Consider the following 15781-nt stretch of genomic DNA (forward strand, 5'->3'; position numbering starts at 1 on the left):
GCACGGACGTGGCGAACGGCTCGCAACGGGAATTGGGAGTTCGGCTCGGCTTCGCCAGCGAGATCGGCAAGCGCGCCGCCAATGAGGACTATGTCGCGGCGTGCTTCGGCACGCCGGGCACGCTGCACCGCGACGTCGTCGCGGCCGTCGCCGACGGCGTCGGTGGCCACAAGGGCGGACGCGAGGCCGCGGAGGTCGCCGTCCGCAGCTTCATCGACGCCTATTATTGCCTGCCCGAGACGCTCGGTGTCCGCCGCCGCGCCGCGCGGGCGCTCGAAGCCACCAACAGCTGGATCTACGGTCAGGGGCGCGTCGATGCCGCGCGCAGCGGCATGGCGTGCGCGTTTTCCTCCGTCGTCCTGTCACGGCGGCAGTGCCATGTGATCCATATCGGCGACACCCGCGTCTACCGCCTGAGCGATGGACGCCTGGAGCGGCTGACGCAGGATCATATCGCCGGCCGCGGCGATCTCGCGCACCTGCTCAACCGCGCCATCGGGTTCGAGGAGTTCGCCCGCTTCGACTACACCTCGGTCGGGCTGCGGCAACATGACCGCCTTCTGATCTGCAGCGACGGGGTGCACGGCGCGCTCGGCGATTCCCGCCTTCTGCATTTGCTGGAGGAGCGCACGCCGCCGGAGGAATCGGCAGGCGCCATCGTCGAGGCCGCACTCGCGGCCGGCAGCAGCGACAACACCACCGCGCTGGTGCTCGACGTCGTCGACCTGCCGCCGGCGGATCGTGACGAGCTCACCCACTCGATCGCAACGCTGCAAATCGGCGATCTGCCGGAAAGCGGCGACATCGTCGACGATTTCGCGCTCGGCGACGTGCTGTCCGACGGCCGCTACAGCCGCCTGTTCAGGGCGATCGACAAGCGCGCCGGCCGCGAGGTCGTGCTGAAATTTCCGCATCCGCGGGTCGCCAGCGAGGGCTCCTATCGCCTCGCCTTCGTCCGCGAGGCGTGGGTCGCCGCGCGGGTGCGCAGCCTGTGGATCGGCGAGATCATCGAGGTGCCGGCGGAACGGCGGACCCGGCTCTATTCCGCGATGCCGCTCTATGACGGCGAGACGCTGGAGCAGCGACTCAATCGGGCACCGCGGCTGTCGCTGACTGAAGGGATCGGGATTGCCACCAAGCTGGTGCGCGCGGTGACGGCGCTGCATCGCGCCGGCATCATCCATCGCGACATCAAGCCGGACAATGTGATCCTGCTGAAGGACGGCGGCTTGCGGCTGGTCGATCTCGGGGTCGCGCGGGTGCCACTGCTGGAGGATTTTCCGGCCGAGGACATTCCGGGCACCGCGAGCTACATGGCGCCCGAGCTGTTCGGCGGCAAGGCGGGCGATGAAGCGTCCGACCTGTTCGCGCTCGGCGTCACCGTCTACCGGATGTTCACCGCGAACTATCCGTTCGGCGAGATCGAGCCGTTCTCGCGCCCGCGCTTCGGCAAGCCAGCGCCGCTGTCGCGCTACCGCCCCGATTTGCCGGCCTGGCTCGATGCCGTGATCGGCAAGGCGCTCAGCGTCGAGCCGGCACAGCGCTTCGGCGACGCCATCGAGTTCGCGCACGAGCTGGAGAACGGCGCGACCTGGGCCGGCCCCGCCGTCACGACCCGGAAATCGCTGCACGACCGCGATCCCGTGACGTTCTGGAAAGTGCTGTGCGCCATCCTGGCCGTGATCGTCGTGGTGCTGCTGGCGCGGCACTAATCAGCGCCAAGACAGGGCGATCAAGCAACCAGCAGCTTGGCCGCCTGCGCGAGCGGCAAGGCTTCGTCCCCAAGCACCAGCGCGATGGCGTCGCGTTCCCATGCGTCGTCGGCCGGCGCCAGCGGGTCCTTCGCGGTGAGGCGATGATCGAGCACGAAGCGCGATAGCAACAGCCGCCGTGCATCGACCTCCGCCTGGCCGCCTTCCCAGGCCAGAACGATCGCCGACGCGGCATGGTAGAGCGCACTGGCCGCAAGCCGCGCCGCATGCTCCGCGGCACGATCGGCTGCCACCTGCTCGGCGAAGCCGATCGCGCGGTCGAGCGCTGTGCGGAGGCGGTCGCGGAACGGCTCCGGCAAGGCCTTGGCCTCGTCGAGGCGCGCATGCAGGGCCGCGGCCAGCGCCCGCTGCGCGCCGCTCTTGCCGACGGCGCGCGTGATGATGTCGAGCGCGTTGATGTTGCTGGTGCCTTCCCAGAGCACGCCGACATGGGCGTCGCGCACCAGCCGCGGCTGCACCCACTCCTCGATGTAGCCGTTGCCGCCGCGCACCTCCATGGCGCCGGTGGCGACCGGAATGTTGTCGCGGCAGGCGCGGTACTTCAGGAGCGGCGTCAGGATGCGTAGCAGGTCCGTCGCCTCTGCCGAGCCGGCATTGGCGTCGTCCATCGCGCGCGCGGCCACCAGCATCATCGACAGCGCCTGCTCGGTAGGCACGATCAGCTTCATCAGCTGCCGGCGCAGCAGCGGGAAATCGATCACGCGCTGGCCGAACGCCGCCCGCGACGAGGCGCTGACCTTGGCCTCGTTGACGCAACGCCGCATCAAGGCCGCGGCGCGCACGCCGTGCGACAGCCGCGACAGGTTGACCTGCTCCATCATCTGCTTGAGGCCCTGCTCGGGATCACCGACCAGATAGGCCACCGCATTGTCGAGCCGGATCTCGCCTGACGCCATCGATTTGGTGCCGAGCTTGTCCTTGAGGCGGACGATCCGGTAGCTGTTGCGCCGTCCGTCCTTCAGGCGGCGCGGCAGCGCGAACAGCGCGAGCCCCCTGGTGCCGTCAGGCCCGCCTTCCGGCCGCGCCAGCATCAGCGCGACGTCGGCATCGGCATGGGAGCAGAACCATTTGTCGCCGGTCAGGCGCCAAACGTCGCCGTCGCGGCGCGCGACGGTCTCGACCGCGCCGACGTCGGAGCCGCCGGCGCGCTCGGTCATGAACTGCGTGCCCTTCCACAAGGTCGCCATGTCGTCGGACAGCATCTTCGGCAGCAGATAGGCCTTGAGCTCGTCGGAGCCGAACTTGCGGATCAGATGCGTCGAGGTGTCGGTGACGCTGATCGGGCACATCAGCCCGAACTCGGATTGCACGAACAGATACTGAAACACGTACTTGGCAACGGCCGGCAGCGGCCGATCCATGCCGAGCACGCCGGCGCGATGGCTCATCGCATGAAACTGGAAATCGGCGAAGGCGATCGCCTCCATCTCGCGATACGCCGGGTGATAGTCAATCCAGTCCTCGTCGCGGCCGTAAGCGTCCCGCGGATTGAGCACCGGCGCATGCTTGTCGGCGATCCGCGCCAGCTGGTCGAGCCTGCCTCCCGCCAGCTCGCCAAGGCGGTGGAAATGCGGCTCCAGTTTCTCGCGATCCTCGCGCGACAGATACAGATTGAGAAGGCCGCGCAAGCCGCGATCGAGATCGTAGAAATTGAGGCCTGCGCAATCATGCGAGATGTGGCGGGCGGGATCGGCCGGATTTGCAGCATCGTCGGGGCTGCGAAGATCGCGCGCGCTCATCTGCATCGGGGCTCTCCTTGCTTGGGATGACGTCGCATCAGCCTTGCCGGTGTGCGGGATGTCATCCCCGGTCTGTCTGCAACATCGAGAACCACCGCGGCGATGTCCACCACCTGCCCCCCATGCGAGAATAATTTCAGATACGTGGAGGAAATGCCGTCCGCGCGCGGATCGCACGTCAGGTTGATGCTGCACCGCGGACTATTGACCTCCGCCGGTTTCGCGGCACATTCGACAGCAGAAGGCGACAACACTAATGTTGCAGCGCACCCGTTTGGCGCTGTGAAGGACACGAACGGCAGCAGATGAAGGGAGCGCGCTCCGACACCCAGCCCCCGTCGCGGCGGGGCCGCAGGCGCATCGTCGCCGAGCGGGTGCGCGCGCAACTCGACGATCCCGCGGCGACGGTGATCGAGGCCAACCGGCATGACGAATTGTTTCGGGCCGCCGACGGCAGCCCCGATCCGTCCGTCGTGAAGTCGGCGCACCGCGTGCTCCGCATCTTCGAATATTTCGCCGAGATCGAGCGGCCGGCGGCGATGACCGAGATCGCGCGGCGGCTGAACTACCCGCCGTCGAGCACGTCGGCGCTGCTGAAGAGCCTCGTCGAGCTCGGTTATCTCGTGCATGACCGGCAGGCGCGCAGCTATCTGCCGACGGTCCGCGTCGCCCTGCTCGGCGGCTGGCTCACGAGCGAGCGGCTGCCGGGCGCAACGCTCGATGCCATCACGCGCGAGCTGCACGAGGCAACGCGGCTGACGACCTTCGTGGTGGCGCGCAACCAGCTCTACAGCCAGTACATCCGCGTGCTGCAGGGAACGACGCCGGTGCGCTATTATCTTGAGCCCGGCGCGCGGCGGCTGTTGACCCATTCGACCCCGGGCCGGGTGTTTCTCAGCCTGATGAACGACGAGGATGCGCGGCGGATCGTGCAGCGGATCAACGCCGAGGAAGCGCCGTCATCGGCGGTCCGCATTCCGGATATCCAGCATGCGCTGGCGACGATCCGCCGCCAGGGTTTTGCCTATACGCGCGACATGGGAACGCCTGGTCTCAGCGCAATCGCAATGCGGCTGACCGATACCGACCGGACGCCTCCGCTTGTCATCACGGTCGCCGGCCCAAGCGCGATCGTCTCCGCGGACGCCAGGGCGATCATCGGCAAGATGCGCGAGCTGGTCGAGCGGCAGTCGCCCGGCCTGCTGCCGCAGATCGACATCGACGCGCCACCGATCGAGACCTGAGATCACTCACGACCCGGCGCGGCGGATCGTGATCCGGGTCTCGTCGGTCATATCCTTCAATTCCTTGTTCGGCTCGCGATAGAGGTGACGCTCGATCACGACTGTGCGGCCATCGGTGGTCTTGCTGCAGGTCTCGTCGACGAAGACGCCACCGACCTCCTGCTTGCCGCCGGCCGGCTGCGCGTTCGAGCAGCTCCAGCCGTCTTCGCCGTAGCGCGACCTCGCCTGCAGGCCGAGCAGGAAGGCCTTCTTGCGCAGATAGAGCCGCGCCTTCGGATCGGTCTCGATCGTCAGCGCCGCGATCTTGGCGTCCTGATCGATCATGACGGTCAGGATCGCCGGATGGCCGGCGACCATGGTGCCTTCCCGCGCGGTCTCGCTATCATACTCGAAGCGGATGCCGCGGAGCTGGTCCGGCCCGGCCGGGCAATTCGACCACTGCGCCCATTCAGCCAATCTGTGCGTGGTCTTCTCCCCGGCGCAGGTCAGGTTGATGTAGCCGGCGTCCGGCACGCTACTGATGGCCATTCCGACATTGATGTCGCGCAGGTCGCCCGCGGTCGCCATCGCCGGCACGGCTGCGGTGACGGTGGCGGCGAAGACGAGGCCACGGATTGCCGATCGTTGCTTGCTCATGGCTTTGCCTTCTCGCTCTGGTCGGACGGCGCGGCGGCGTGGCCGGCGTCCTTGTAGACGTTGCAGACCCGCGAGCCGTCACCGAAGAAGGTGATGCACTCGTCATAGCTCGGCTCGCCCTTGCCCTTGACGTGCGCGAGCACGTAATCGGCGACGGCCTCGATCTCGTTCGGCCGCAGGAACACATTCGCCTCGGGCGGCATGCGGTCCGCGACGTCCTGCCGGGTCATCTCGTAGCATTTCGTGGTGTCGTAGGAGCCGCGCACGAAGAACGGCATGCCGGTGCCCGGCCGCCCGCACGTCACGGTCTCGATGATCTGCTCGCGCGTCAGCTCGGTCTTGCGCAGCGACAGAGCGTCGCCGCCATAGCCGCCGCCGCCATTGCCGTGCCATTTGTGGCAGCCGATGCAATTGCCGCGCTTGAACACCGCCTTGCCGGCATCGGTCGGATCGCTCGCCGACTGCGCATGCGCCGTACCGATACATCCCATCACCAGCGCGCAGCCGAGCCACGCGCCAACCAGCCATCCTTGCTTCATTTGTTTTGGTTCTCTGGATCAAAAGTGACGCGGGAGGCCTCTCACCGAAGCCTCCCGCGCGTGCGACGTCAAAGGGCGAACACGTAGAGCATCGAGCCCGGCTGAATCCGCTTCAGCTCGGGCGTGGCATCGATGAACCACTTGTCCCAGGCACCGCCGAGGCCGACCAGGATCGCGACATACTGCTTGCCGTCCACCGAGAACGTCATCGGGGGCGCGTTGACGCCACCGCCGGTGTTGAACTCCCAGAGCTTCTGCAGCGACTTTGCGTCATAGGCGATCACCTCGCCGGACGGCTGTCCGGAGAACACCAGGTCGGGCGTCGCCAGGATGCCGCCGAGGTTCGGGAATTCCGTCTCCGCCTTCCCTGCCACCTTGCCGGTGGTGACGTCGATCGCGGTCACGCTGCCCGTGATCTTGAACGGCTGGCTCGGCCCGCCGCCGGTGAAGAACTCGCGCGCCTTCACCTTGTCCGGCGTCATCTCCTCGACCTTGATCCGGTTGCAGCTCTCGATCACCGGGATGTACCAGAGCTTCAGGTTCGGATTATACGCGGTCGGCGGCCAGTTCTTGCCGCCCATGTTGCCGGGGCAGATGTCCGTTTCCTTGTTGGTGCGGCTCGGCGTGACCGACGCGTTATACTTCTGCACGCCCTGCTTCGGATCATACTCTACCGGCTTGCCGGACTCGGGATCGAGACCCTTGGTCCAGGTCACCTTCTTGACGAAGGGCAGACCCCAGACGAACTTGCCGCTGTTGCGGTCGATCGCATAGGCAAAGCCGTTGCGGTCGGCCTCGAGCGCGAGCTTGAGCGTCGTGTTGTTCGGACCGGGGACGTCGACCAGCACGTTCTCCGCCACGCTGTCATAGTCGTAGGGATCGTTCGGCGTGTGCTGGTAGTGCCACTTGATCTTGCCGGTGTCGGCATCGAGACCAAGCGAAGAGTCGGTGTAGAGGTTGTCGCCGGGCCGGTATTCATTATCCCAGTCCGGTCCGGGATTGCCGACGCCCCAGACGATGGTGTTGGTCGAGGGGTCGAAGCTGCCGGTGACCCAGGTCGATCCACCGCCGCTCGCCTTGGCGTTCTTGTCGTCCTTCCAGGTCTCGTGACCGGGCTCGTCCTTGCCCGGGATGGTGTGGGTGCGCCAGACTTCCTTCTGGCTCTTCAGATCGGTCGCGGCGATCCAGCCGCGAATGCCGTATTCGGCGCCGGCCACACCCGTGATCGCCATTCCCTTGACGATCAGCGGTGCGCCGGTGATGACTTCGCCCTTGTCGGGATCGGCGACCTGACGCTGCCAGGCAACCTGTCCGGTCTCCTTGTTGGTCGCGATCAGGCGGCCGTCGAGCGTGTGCGAGACGACGAGGTTATCCCACAGCGCGACGCCGCGATTGTCGACGCCGCAGCAGGCGACCGCGCCGGCCCAGTCGTGGTCGGTCTTGGGATCCATCTTCCAGACCAGCACGCCTTTGCCGCCGTGAGCATCGATCTTGTAGACCGAACCCCAGCCGTCGGTGACGTACATGAATCCGTTCTCGACGATCGGAGTTCCCTCCAGGCCGCCATGCGACCAGATTCCGCCGCCCTCGACGCCGCCGAGATGCATGGTCCAGGCGACCTTGAGGTTCTTGACGTTGTCCTTGTTGATATCCGCCAGCGACGAGAACCGCGTCGCCGAGTAGTTCTTGTGGTGGTGCAGCCAGTTGCCGGCTTCCTTGTCGGCATTGAGCAGACGCTCCTGGTTGACATCATCGGCGAGCGCGAAAGAGCCCGCGAAGGTCGCAGCGGATGCTACTGCCGCCGCGAGCATGTGCGATTTAACCCAATTCAACCTTGTCATAAGTTCATTTCCTCCGGATCTAGCATTCTTCATTGATCGAACCGCCCGTCACATACGGGCGATCGCGCGAGAAGCCTTGAGTCCCGACAGGTGACAGTCTCACCCGCCGCCTTCCCGTGGTCACTTCTGGACCAGCACCTCCGTCTCGATTGTGCCTGCCTTCTGAAAGACGATCGCGCATTTGAACGTCTCGCCGGGAGCGAGCGCCTGACGCAACTGCAACAGCATGACGTGATAGCCGTCGCGCTTCAGCTCGAGCGTGCCCTTGGCCGGAACTGGTATATTGGATATCGAGCGCATCGCAGGCGCGCCCTCGCCGCGATCGACAATGTGACGCTCGGAAAAATTCGCGACCGGGCAGCGGACACGCAGCAGCGCATCGGCGCTGTCGGCCTCGTTCTTGATCGTCATCGTCAAGGGAAGGTCCCCACCTTCTTTGTCGGCCGCCGGTACGCGCGCGTCCACAATCTGCAAGGATTCGCTAGCGGCGGCGCGATGCATCACTCCGAACGTGCTGATCAGGCAGAATAATGGCAACGCGATCCATGATCTGCACTTAACGGTCTTGCACGCAACGGCGCAATGCAACCCCCGCTCGAACGACATCAAGTTCTCTCCCGATATGATTTTTGCGGCACTGTTTCATGCTTCGTCGCGCGCTGCCAGCAATAGATCGAGAACGCTGCATCAATGCGATTTCAGCACGCATAGCCGTCATGCTAGTTCTTTGTGCATGAGTGATCTCGATACATTTCCGCCTGTGCAGCGCGAAGCGGCGCATGCCGCACTGCGTGAAGTGATCGGCACGGCAACGATCGACGCCGTTACATCTGTCTCGGGCGGCGCCACGTCAGCGCAGTTGTTCCGGATCGATGCGGGCGGCTGGAATTATTTGCTACGGATCGAAGGGGTACCGAGCCCGCTGCGCAATCCGTATCAATATGTTTCGCTCAGGATTGCCGCCGAGGCCGGCATCGCGCCGCGCCTTTATTATGCCAACGAGACGTCGCGCGTCGCGGTGATGGATTTCGTGCAGCGGCAGCCGCTCGGCCGCTATCCCGGCGGCCTGCCGGCGCTGGCGAAGGCGCTCGGCGAATTGCTGGCGCGCCTGCAGGCGACGCCGACCTTTCCGTCCTTCGTGCGCTATCCCGACATCGTGGCCCGGCTCTGGGCCCATGTTGGCCGCACCGGTCTGTTCGCACCCGGTGTGCTCGACCGCTACAATGACCATCTCGAACGCATCCGCGCGACCTATGTCTGGGATGACGCCAACTCGGTCGCGAGCCACAACGACCCGCTTGCCGCCAACATCCTGTTCGACGGCGTCAGGCTCTGGATGATCGACTGGGAGTCCGCCTATCGCACCGATCCGCTGGTCGATCTCGCTGTTGTCGGCGACAGCCTCGCACAGACGCCGGAACTGCAAGACATTCTGCATCGTGCCTGGCGCGGCTGTCCGCTGGACGACGCGCTGCGCGCCCGGCTCGCGCACGTCCGCGCCCTCACCCGTCTCTATTACGCCGGCGTGCTGCTCAGCGCATCCGCCACCGCCCCGCGCACCACACCCGACACGAGCCTTGCGGCGCCGACGCTGGCCGAGTTCGCGGAGGCCACAAGCGCCGGCCGGATCAAGGCCGGCACGCCGGCAGCCAAGCACGTGCTCGGGAAGATGTTCCTTGCCTCGTTCTTGACGAACATCGCAACGCCCGGCTTCGATCTTTCGGTTTGACTAGCTGCAATTCGTGCGCGAGCCGCTGACCGGCTTCATCTCCGGCTCCGCAAGCACGCAGGTTGCGCTCAGATCGCCGTCGGGCGGCGGCACCTGGGACGGCAAGGTAAAGGTTCCGCGCGCACCGGCAGGAAGCCTGAGCTTCTTGGAGATCCTGAACTTGTCGGGCACCGTGAACGGCTTGAAGTCGCCACCGTTGATCCGAACGCCGCGGCTCATCCCGGTGACCATGAGCGCGCCGGTGTCGACCAGTTCCGCGAGGCCGGCGCGGCCTGGCAGTACGGAATGATGGTCGACCGGATGCGCCGAGATCACCGCCTCAACGTCGATCTGCGCAATTCCTGCCGGATAATCCACCCGCACGTCGCGCCACAACAATTCGCCAAGGCCTTCCGTCGGCAACTGGATCGCGTTGCGAACCGGCCGGTCCGCAAAATGCCGCGCCGCCGGGACACGGAAGGTCCCCGCGCTCTGCTCGCCGCCGGTCTCATCCACGGCGCGTCCGAACAGCAGCGCCGCGATCTCTTCGGCGCGACCATCCTTCATCGTTGCGTCGGTCGCCGGCACCAGGCATCCACTGTGCGCGGTGAAGTGGACCTTTTCGCGCGGCACGCCCATGATGCCGACAAGCGGCTTGCCGCCGCGCTGCGGTCCCACACCGTTCACGGGCGCGAACCGTTGCAGACGCGCGTCGCCCGACTTGTCGACGGTCACGTCGGCATCGGCCACGATGCCGGCGATGCGTTCGGTCGCCCCAACGATATCCCAGATCATCGCGCCGCCGCTCGCCAGCGCGAGATAGATCGGTTCGGGTCCGGGCGCGATCTCGACAGTCGTCACATAGGTCACCCGGTCCTGGTTGCCGATCCAGGCGTTCGACAGCGCCTTGCCTTCCTGCGCCCCCAGGAGAATGAGACGCGCCTCGCGCGGGACGGCGGGCACATCGCATCCCGCTACGGCAGTTTGCAGCTGCTGTTTCCGGAGCTGAATCTCCCGCGCGCGCTGCGCCGCCTGTCGGGCCTCGTTCAGGCGCTTGCCGAAATCCGCGAATTCGCTGGCGGATATGCGGCCATCGCGATCCTGGTCGATCGCGGCAAATTGCTCGCGCACGGCCGCTTCGTATTCGGCGAGAGAGACGGCTCCATCTCCGTTCGCATCGAGCGTCATCGGCACGTACTGTGCCGCGTTTTGCTGCCAGCTGACGTTGGCCTGATCGGCCTGCCGCTGGCCTTCCTGCCGGATTTCTGCGGCGCTGATGACGCCATCCTGGTCGGCGTCCAGCTTGAGCACCTCACTGACAAGCCTGTCGAGCTGCAGACGAACCTGCTCCGGCGTTGGCTCGAGCTGCACCCCGTTGGCGTGGATCATTTGCCGCGCCCGTGGCTGCATCACCGTGATGATCTCCGCCTTCGTGACCGCTCCGTCACCATCGAGATCGTAAGCCAGCATCTGCGTAACGACCTGCAAGCGCCGCTGCGCCGCCGCTATCTTGCGCAGATCGTCGATGCCTTGCGCGGTGACCCCGCGCTCGTCCGGATTGCTCTGATAGAACGCAGCCAGCATCTGCGACCTGACCTGCTCCCAGGTCACGTCCGCACGCATCGCGCCGCCCATCCTGTTGATGATCCATTCCGAATTGGCGCTGGCCGGCGCAGAGAAAACGCCAAGACACATCGCCGAAGCGCCCAGAAGGCGAACCAACCGCAACCGCATTTCGTACTCCACTATTCCAGGTTGAACGATGTGGCGCAGACGCATTAAATTTGCCGTCCCGGATTGCTTCAAATTGTCCGGATTGCAGCGACCCTGCGGTTGCAACGCAGGCAGAGCGTCGCGGAAGATCGTCAACCCGGCGGGTTGAAGGTCCGCGCGAAGAACACCGGGGCCTTGGACTTCTTCAGCCGGTAGAGCTGCGCCGGCCGGTTTGGCCCCTTGCGCATTTTCGCAACCGGCTCGATCAGGTCGGCGGCGAGCATGCGGGTGCGGAACGCGCTCTTCTCCAGCGGGCGGTCGAGCACGATCTCAAAGGTGTGCTGCAATTCCGGCAGCGTGAATTCCGGCGGCATCAGATAGGCCGGCAGCGAGGTGTACTCGACCTTGCTGCGCAGGCGCTGGATCGCAACCTGCAGGATCTCGGCATGGTCGAAGGCAAGCTTCGGCCGCACCTTCTCGCCCTCGACCGCGAACCACTGCGCATCCGCGGCCAGCGCGCCGCCCGTGGCGTGCTCACCCAGCAATGCGAAATAGGCGTGCGTCGCAGACCAGCCGCGCGGATCCCGCGTGGCGCTGCCCCAGCTGCCGAGCTGTTCGAGATGCGGACTGACGACGCCGGTCTTGTCCTTCAGCTTGCGCGCCGCGCAGGCTTCGAGGTCGCGATCGCCGGCGATATCGACGAAGCCGCCGGGCAACGCCCACGACCCTGGGAACGGCTCGGTTTCCGCTCTTGGGCGTTGAACCAAGAGGACCTGAAGCGCGTCCGACCGGATGGCGAAGATGACGACGTCGACCGTCGTCAGCGGCCGCGGAAAGTCGAGATCGGGCTTCTCGGGCATGCTCTCCCGCTCCTCTAGAGCTTCTCGTCTTGACGCGTTTTCTTCACGCGAACCGGTGTCCACTTCGCTCGAAAACGCTCTGGTGGCGTGAACCTTTTCGCGCCCGGCTTGACAATAACATACTTAGTTGTACAGTCCAACTAACTTAGTTGCTCAGACACACTTACTATAGGAGTGCACGCCATGTTCGGTCTCCGCTTCATCAAGGCCCAGCCGACCACCTACCTCATGAAATTCCGGCGCGGCGCGGTGACCCAGCAAGGCGCCGGCCTGTCCGGCTTCTATTATGGGCCGGCCACCTCGCTGGTCGCGGTCCCGATCGGCAGCCGCGACGCCGCCTTCATCTTCCAGCAGATCGCGCGGGACTTTCAGGCGCTGACCATTCAGGGCCATGTCACCTACCGGATCAGCGAGCCGCAGAAAGCGGCCGCGATGCTCAACTTCACCCTCAAGGCCGACGGCAAGACCTACGAGTCCGACGACCCGGAGAAGCTGCCGCAGCGGATCCTCGCCACCGTCGAGGTGCTGGCGCAGCAGGCGGTGAAGGAACTGACCTTGAAGGAGGCCCTGCAGGCCGCCGACCGCATCGCCGGCCTGATCGAGAGCGGGCTGCGCGGCCGTGCCGATATCGCTTCGCTTGGCCTGGAAATCCTCGGCGTCTCGATCCGCGGCGTGAAGCCGACGCCGGATACCGCCAAGGCGCTGGAGGCCGAGGCGCGTGAAGCGATCCTCAAGAGCGCGGACGAGGCGATCTTCGCGCGCCGCAATTTTGCCGTGGAGCAGGAACGCGCCATCCGCGAGAGCGAGCTCGACACCGAGATCGCGGTCGAGCAGAAGAAGCGCTCGATCCGGGAGAACCAGATGGATGCCGAGGCGAGCGTCGCCGCCAAGCAGGCCGAGCTGCGCGAGGCCGGCATGGTCGCCGACATCACGCTGGAGAGCAAGCGCAAGGATTTTGTCGGCCTCAACGCCGAGAACACCCGCACGCTGGCGGATGCCGAGGCCTACCGCGTGGGGGCGCTGATGAAGATATTCGAGGGCGTCGACACCCGCGTGATCCAGGCGCTGGCCTCAGCCGGCATGCAGCCGGGACAGCTGATCGCGCAGGCCTTCAGCGGCATCGCCGAAAAGGCCGAGAAGATCGGCCAGCTCAACGTCTCGCCCGATCTGCTGAACGCGCTGCTGGAGAAGCCCGCCGCCGTGGAGGCCGCCCGTGCCCGCCGACAATGACCGCAAGGTCGTCCTCGTCACCCGCAAGACGCGGCTCGAGGAATTGATCGCAAAATACCTGACCGCGGCGCAGGCCCGCTTCTATGTCGAGCATCTCGGCGCCGACTTCTCCGATTACCAGCGCGAGCACGATGTCTACCAGGCCGAGCGCCACGTCACCGTGCAGGCGCTGGAGCAATGGGGCCGCTACCAGATCATCGACCGGAGTTTTCTGCCGAACTTCATCTTCGGCCCCGCCGACATCGTGGTGGCGCTCGGCCAGGACGGCGTCGTCGCCAACACGATGAAATATCTCGACGGCCATCCGCTGATCGGGCTCAACCCCGATGCGAAACGCTACGACGGCATCCTGCTGCCGTTCGTGCCGCGCGATCTCCCTGCCCTGCTGCGCGAGGTCGCAGCCGACAGACGCGGCCACAAGGCGGTGACGATGGCCAGGGCCGAGCTCACCAACGGCCAGGTGCTCCACGCCGTCAACGACCTCTTCATCGGCGCGCGCACCCATACGTCAGCCGTCTACGAGATCGCGCTCGCCGGGCAGACGGAACGGCAGTCGTCGAGCGGCCTGATCGTCGCAACCGGCCTCGGTTCGACCGCCTGGTTCAAGAGCATCGTCACCGGCTCGCTCGCGATCGCCGGCGCCTTCGGCAATGGCGGCAGCGCCCCGCCCTACCTGCCGCAGGCGTGGGACGCCGGCGCACTGCGCTTTGCGGTGCGCGAGCCGTTTCCGAGCCGCACCTCGCAGGTGACGCTGGTCTGCGGCAGCCTCGACCGCGCCGAGCGCCTCAGCCTGCGCTCGCTGATGCCTGAGAACGGCGTCATCTTCAGCGACGGGATCGAGACCGACCGGCTCGACTTCAATTCCGGGACGGAAGCGCAGATCACGGTCGCGGAGCGCCAAGGACGGCTGGTGGTGTAAGGCCGCCGGCGCTCGCGCGGCCCGTTCACTGAGGCACCGGGTGCAATCTCGCGAGCTGGTCGATCGACAGCGTGGCCTCGCGCTCCGTCAGCGGAAAGCGCACAATGATGTCCTGACGGCCAAGCTGCCCCCACAGCCCGTCCGACGACCATTTCTGCGGCTCAGGCCCGCGTGGCCCGTCAATCCAGATGAAGTACCACTCCGTCATCGCAATATATCCAGACGCTATCCGTGGAAACTTGGTCCCTTGGCGGCCAATCCGCAATGCCCAATCGGCAATGCTCAAGCCGCGTCCGTTCGGCTACTCGTACGGCGTGCCGTCCTTGTGCAGGAAGCGGCCGTCGGAGCTCGGGCTCATCATGTCGATGTCGGAGCAGGTGATGACGTCGGCGCGCGAGCGCGAGCCGACCTCGAGATAGGTCGCCATCATCTGCGACCGGTTGATCAGATGGTGTCCGTTGCCGGAGTTTTTCGGAAACGCCGCGCAATCGCCGGCGCGCAGCACCGTCTCGCCGCCGTCCTCCACCAGCACCACCTCGCCCGCGAGCACATAGACGAACTCGTCCTCGTCCGAAGGCCAATGGCGCTGGCTCGACCAGTTGCCCGGCGGCAACCGCATCAGATTGACGCCGAAGTCGGCGAGCCCGCCGGCGTCACCAAGACGCTGCCGCACGCGCTCGGCGCATGGCGCGGCAAACTCGGCCGGATAACCCGTCCCCTTGCGTTCCGGCACTTTTGTCAGGTCGATCTTCGGCATGGCTGTTTCCCGGGCGATGGCGGCAAGCGAATGCGCGACCTTATGGCCGGATGCGTGCCGATCGCAACGGCCCGCCGAAACTGTGTCATTTCAGCGCGCGCAGTCAGCCGCGCGCGACGAGATCCTTTGCCATCAGGATGTCATCGTAGTAGCGCCCGTCGATCTTCAGCGCGCGCTGCTCCAGCCCGTACTCGACAAAGCCTGCGCTGCGGTAGAGCCGATGGGCCTGCTCGTTGCCCTTCACCACCGCGATCAGCACCAGCTCGACCGTTTCAGCGGCAAGTTCGAGCGCGGCGTCGATCAGAACGCGGCCGACGCCGGCGCTCCGTGCCGCCGGCCGCACATACATGCCGACCAGTTCGCCCTTGTGCCGCTGCTTCGGCCCGACGCCAGCGACGAAGCCGACGATGCCTGCGAGTTCGCCGCCGCGAAACGCCCCAAGTATCGCCGCGCCGCGTTCCAGTCTCTCGGCGAACCAATCAACGGGATGCGCGCTCTCCGTCTCATAGGCGGTGCCGAACGCCTCGGGGCTCAAGCGCAACGCCTCGAGGCGGATGTCGCGATAGATGGCAGCGTCCACGGGCAAGAGCCGACGAATCTCGATGGACGGCACGTTCATTTCGAGTTCCCGCTATCGGGTGGATGTCTCACACCAGCGAATAGCAGTTTCCCGTCATTGCCGCGATATCGGCGCGAGCGATCCTGCCGCCGGGCGGCGGCCGCGTCGGATCAACTCACGATGCTGAAGTTGGCTGCCGTGACCGTGTCTACCGTCGCACCGTTCTACGCCGCTGATAATGCGAGCGGCGTTCTCGGCTTCCTA

General features: G+C 65.8%; 15 protein-coding genes. 5 read left to right on the plus strand and 10 right to left on the minus strand.

What is annotated here, in order from left to right; all coding sequences use genetic code 11:
* Positions 1-8 precede the first annotated feature (8 nt).
* Positions 9-1712 carry a bifunctional protein-serine/threonine kinase/phosphatase gene (locus HAP48_RS44175; protein WP_166206034.1) on the plus strand — a complete coding sequence of 568 codons (1704 nt, stop codon included), beginning with the start codon at positions 9-11 and terminating at the stop codon, positions 1710-1712.
* Positions 1713-1732: 20 nt separating this feature from the next.
* Here the strand turns inward: HAP48_RS44175 and HAP48_RS44180 are convergent, their stop codons facing one another.
* Positions 1733-3511: an acyl-CoA dehydrogenase family protein gene (locus tag HAP48_RS44180; RefSeq protein WP_166215699.1), complete on the minus strand. Its 1779-nt coding sequence runs from the start codon at positions 3509-3511 to the stop codon at positions 1733-1735.
* A 305-nt stretch (positions 3512-3816) separates the two neighbouring features.
* Between HAP48_RS44180 and HAP48_RS44185 the strand changes: the two genes are divergently transcribed.
* Positions 3817-4755 (plus strand): IclR family transcriptional regulator, encoded by a 939-nt coding sequence (locus HAP48_RS44185; RefSeq protein WP_166206037.1) that lies wholly within the window; start codon positions 3817-3819, stop codon positions 4753-4755.
* A gap of 6 nt (positions 4756-4761) precedes the next feature.
* Here the strand turns inward: HAP48_RS44185 and HAP48_RS44190 are convergent, their stop codons facing one another.
* The 4 genes from HAP48_RS44190 to HAP48_RS44205 all read right to left on the minus strand — a co-directional run bounded on the left by HAP48_RS44190 (position 4762) and on the right by HAP48_RS44205 (position 8377).
* Positions 4762-5391, minus strand: a complete 630-nt coding sequence (locus tag HAP48_RS44190) for a hypothetical protein (protein WP_166206039.1) — start codon at positions 5389-5391, stop codon at positions 4762-4764.
* On the minus strand, positions 5388-5930 hold the full coding sequence (locus HAP48_RS44195) for a c-type cytochrome (protein WP_166206041.1): 543 nt from the start codon (positions 5928-5930) through the stop codon (positions 5388-5390). The genes HAP48_RS44190 and HAP48_RS44195 overlap by 4 nt, the downstream gene beginning before the upstream one ends.
* A 68-nt stretch (positions 5931-5998) precedes the next feature.
* Positions 5999-7771: a PQQ-dependent dehydrogenase, methanol/ethanol family gene (locus tag HAP48_RS44200; RefSeq protein WP_224496829.1), complete on the minus strand. Its 1773-nt coding sequence runs from the start codon at positions 7769-7771 to the stop codon at positions 5999-6001.
* Between the two features lie 120 nt (positions 7772-7891).
* The gene (locus HAP48_RS44205) at positions 7892-8377 is read right to left on the minus strand and encodes a copper chaperone PCu(A)C (RefSeq protein ID WP_224496830.1); all 486 of its coding nucleotides are present in this window, start codon (positions 8375-8377) and stop codon (positions 7892-7894) included.
* Positions 8378-8504: 127 nt separating this feature from the next.
* Between HAP48_RS44205 and HAP48_RS44210 the strand changes: the two genes are divergently transcribed.
* Positions 8505-9500 (plus strand): phosphotransferase, encoded by a 996-nt coding sequence (locus HAP48_RS44210; protein WP_166206043.1) that lies wholly within the window; start codon positions 8505-8507, stop codon positions 9498-9500.
* Here the strand turns inward: HAP48_RS44210 and HAP48_RS44215 are convergent, their stop codons facing one another.
* Entirely contained in the window at positions 9501-11213 is a 1713-nt protein-coding gene (locus HAP48_RS44215; RefSeq protein WP_166206045.1) for an EF-hand domain-containing protein, read from the minus strand.
* A gap of 131 nt (positions 11214-11344) precedes the next feature.
* Complete coding sequence (locus tag HAP48_RS44220; RefSeq protein WP_166206047.1) at positions 11345-12052, minus strand: NUDIX hydrolase; 708 nt, start codon at positions 12050-12052, stop codon at positions 11345-11347.
* Positions 12053-12235: 183 nt separating this feature from the next.
* Here HAP48_RS44220 and HAP48_RS44225 point away from each other — a divergent pair, with 183 nt between their 5' ends.
* Entirely contained in the window at positions 12236-13282 is a 1047-nt protein-coding gene (locus HAP48_RS44225) for an SPFH domain-containing protein (RefSeq protein ID WP_166206049.1), read from the plus strand.
* Positions 13266-14201, plus strand: coding sequence for a diacylglycerol kinase catalytic domain-containing protein (locus tag HAP48_RS44230; protein ID WP_166206051.1), 936 nt, complete (start codon positions 13266-13268; stop codon positions 14199-14201). The genes HAP48_RS44225 and HAP48_RS44230 overlap by 17 nt, the downstream gene beginning before the upstream one ends.
* A gap of 25 nt (positions 14202-14226) precedes the next feature.
* On the opposite strand, the gene HAP48_RS44235 is transcribed toward HAP48_RS44230, so the two are convergent.
* The 3 genes from HAP48_RS44235 to HAP48_RS44245 all read right to left on the minus strand — a co-directional run bounded on the left by HAP48_RS44235 (position 14227) and on the right by HAP48_RS44245 (position 15577).
* Complete coding sequence (locus HAP48_RS44235) at positions 14227-14409, minus strand: hypothetical protein (protein WP_166206053.1); 183 nt, start codon at positions 14407-14409, stop codon at positions 14227-14229.
* Between the two features lie 93 nt (positions 14410-14502).
* Entirely contained in the window at positions 14503-14958 is a 456-nt protein-coding gene (locus HAP48_RS44240) for a cupin domain-containing protein (protein ID WP_166206056.1), read from the minus strand.
* Between the two features lie 103 nt (positions 14959-15061).
* Entirely contained in the window at positions 15062-15577 is a 516-nt protein-coding gene (locus tag HAP48_RS44245) for a GNAT family N-acetyltransferase (RefSeq protein ID WP_166206059.1), read from the minus strand.
* Positions 15578-15781: the final 204 nt, after the last annotated feature.

Source organism: Bradyrhizobium septentrionale (genome assembly GCF_011516645.4).
GTDB lineage: Bacteria > Pseudomonadota > Alphaproteobacteria > Rhizobiales > Xanthobacteraceae > Bradyrhizobium > Bradyrhizobium septentrionale.

Bases quoted from the DNA above. Each gene is read 5' to 3' on its own strand.
- HAP48_RS44215 (WP_166206045.1), bottom strand. From the start codon at position 11,213: ATGCGGTTGCGGTTGGTTCGCCTTCTGGGCGCTTCGGCGATGTGTCTT.
- HAP48_RS44235 (WP_166206053.1), bottom strand. From the start codon at position 14,409: ATGACGGAGTGGTACTTCATCTGGATTGACGGGCCACGCGGGCCTGAG.
- HAP48_RS44195 (WP_166206041.1), bottom strand. From the start codon at position 5,930: ATGAAGCAAGGATGGCTGGTTGGCGCGTGGCTCGGCTGCGCGCTGGTG.
- HAP48_RS44245 (WP_166206059.1), bottom strand. From the start codon at position 15,577: ATGAACGTGCCGTCCATCGAGATTCGTCGGCTCTTGCCCGTGGACGCT.
- HAP48_RS44200 (WP_224496829.1), bottom strand. From the start codon at position 7,771: ATGACAAGGTTGAATTGGGTTAAATCGCACATGCTCGCGGCGGCAGTA.
- HAP48_RS44180 (WP_166215699.1), bottom strand. From the start codon at position 3,511: ATGAGCGCGCGCGATCTTCGCAGCCCCGACGATGCTGCAAATCCGGCC.
- HAP48_RS44220 (WP_166206047.1), bottom strand. From the start codon at position 12,052: ATGCCCGAGAAGCCCGATCTCGACTTTCCGCGGCCGCTGACGACGGTC.
- HAP48_RS44225 (WP_166206049.1), top strand. From the start codon at position 12,236: ATGTTCGGTCTCCGCTTCATCAAGGCCCAGCCGACCACCTACCTCATG.
- HAP48_RS44210 (WP_166206043.1), top strand. From the start codon at position 8,505: ATGAGTGATCTCGATACATTTCCGCCTGTGCAGCGCGAAGCGGCGCAT.
- HAP48_RS44205 (WP_224496830.1), bottom strand. From the start codon at position 8,377: ATGTCGTTCGAGCGGGGGTTGCATTGCGCCGTTGCGTGCAAGACCGTT.
- HAP48_RS44240 (WP_166206056.1), bottom strand. From the start codon at position 14,958: ATGCCGAAGATCGACCTGACAAAAGTGCCGGAACGCAAGGGGACGGGT.
- HAP48_RS44190 (WP_166206039.1), bottom strand. From the start codon at position 5,391: ATGAGCAAGCAACGATCGGCAATCCGTGGCCTCGTCTTCGCCGCCACC.
- HAP48_RS44185 (WP_166206037.1), top strand. From the start codon at position 3,817: ATGAAGGGAGCGCGCTCCGACACCCAGCCCCCGTCGCGGCGGGGCCGC.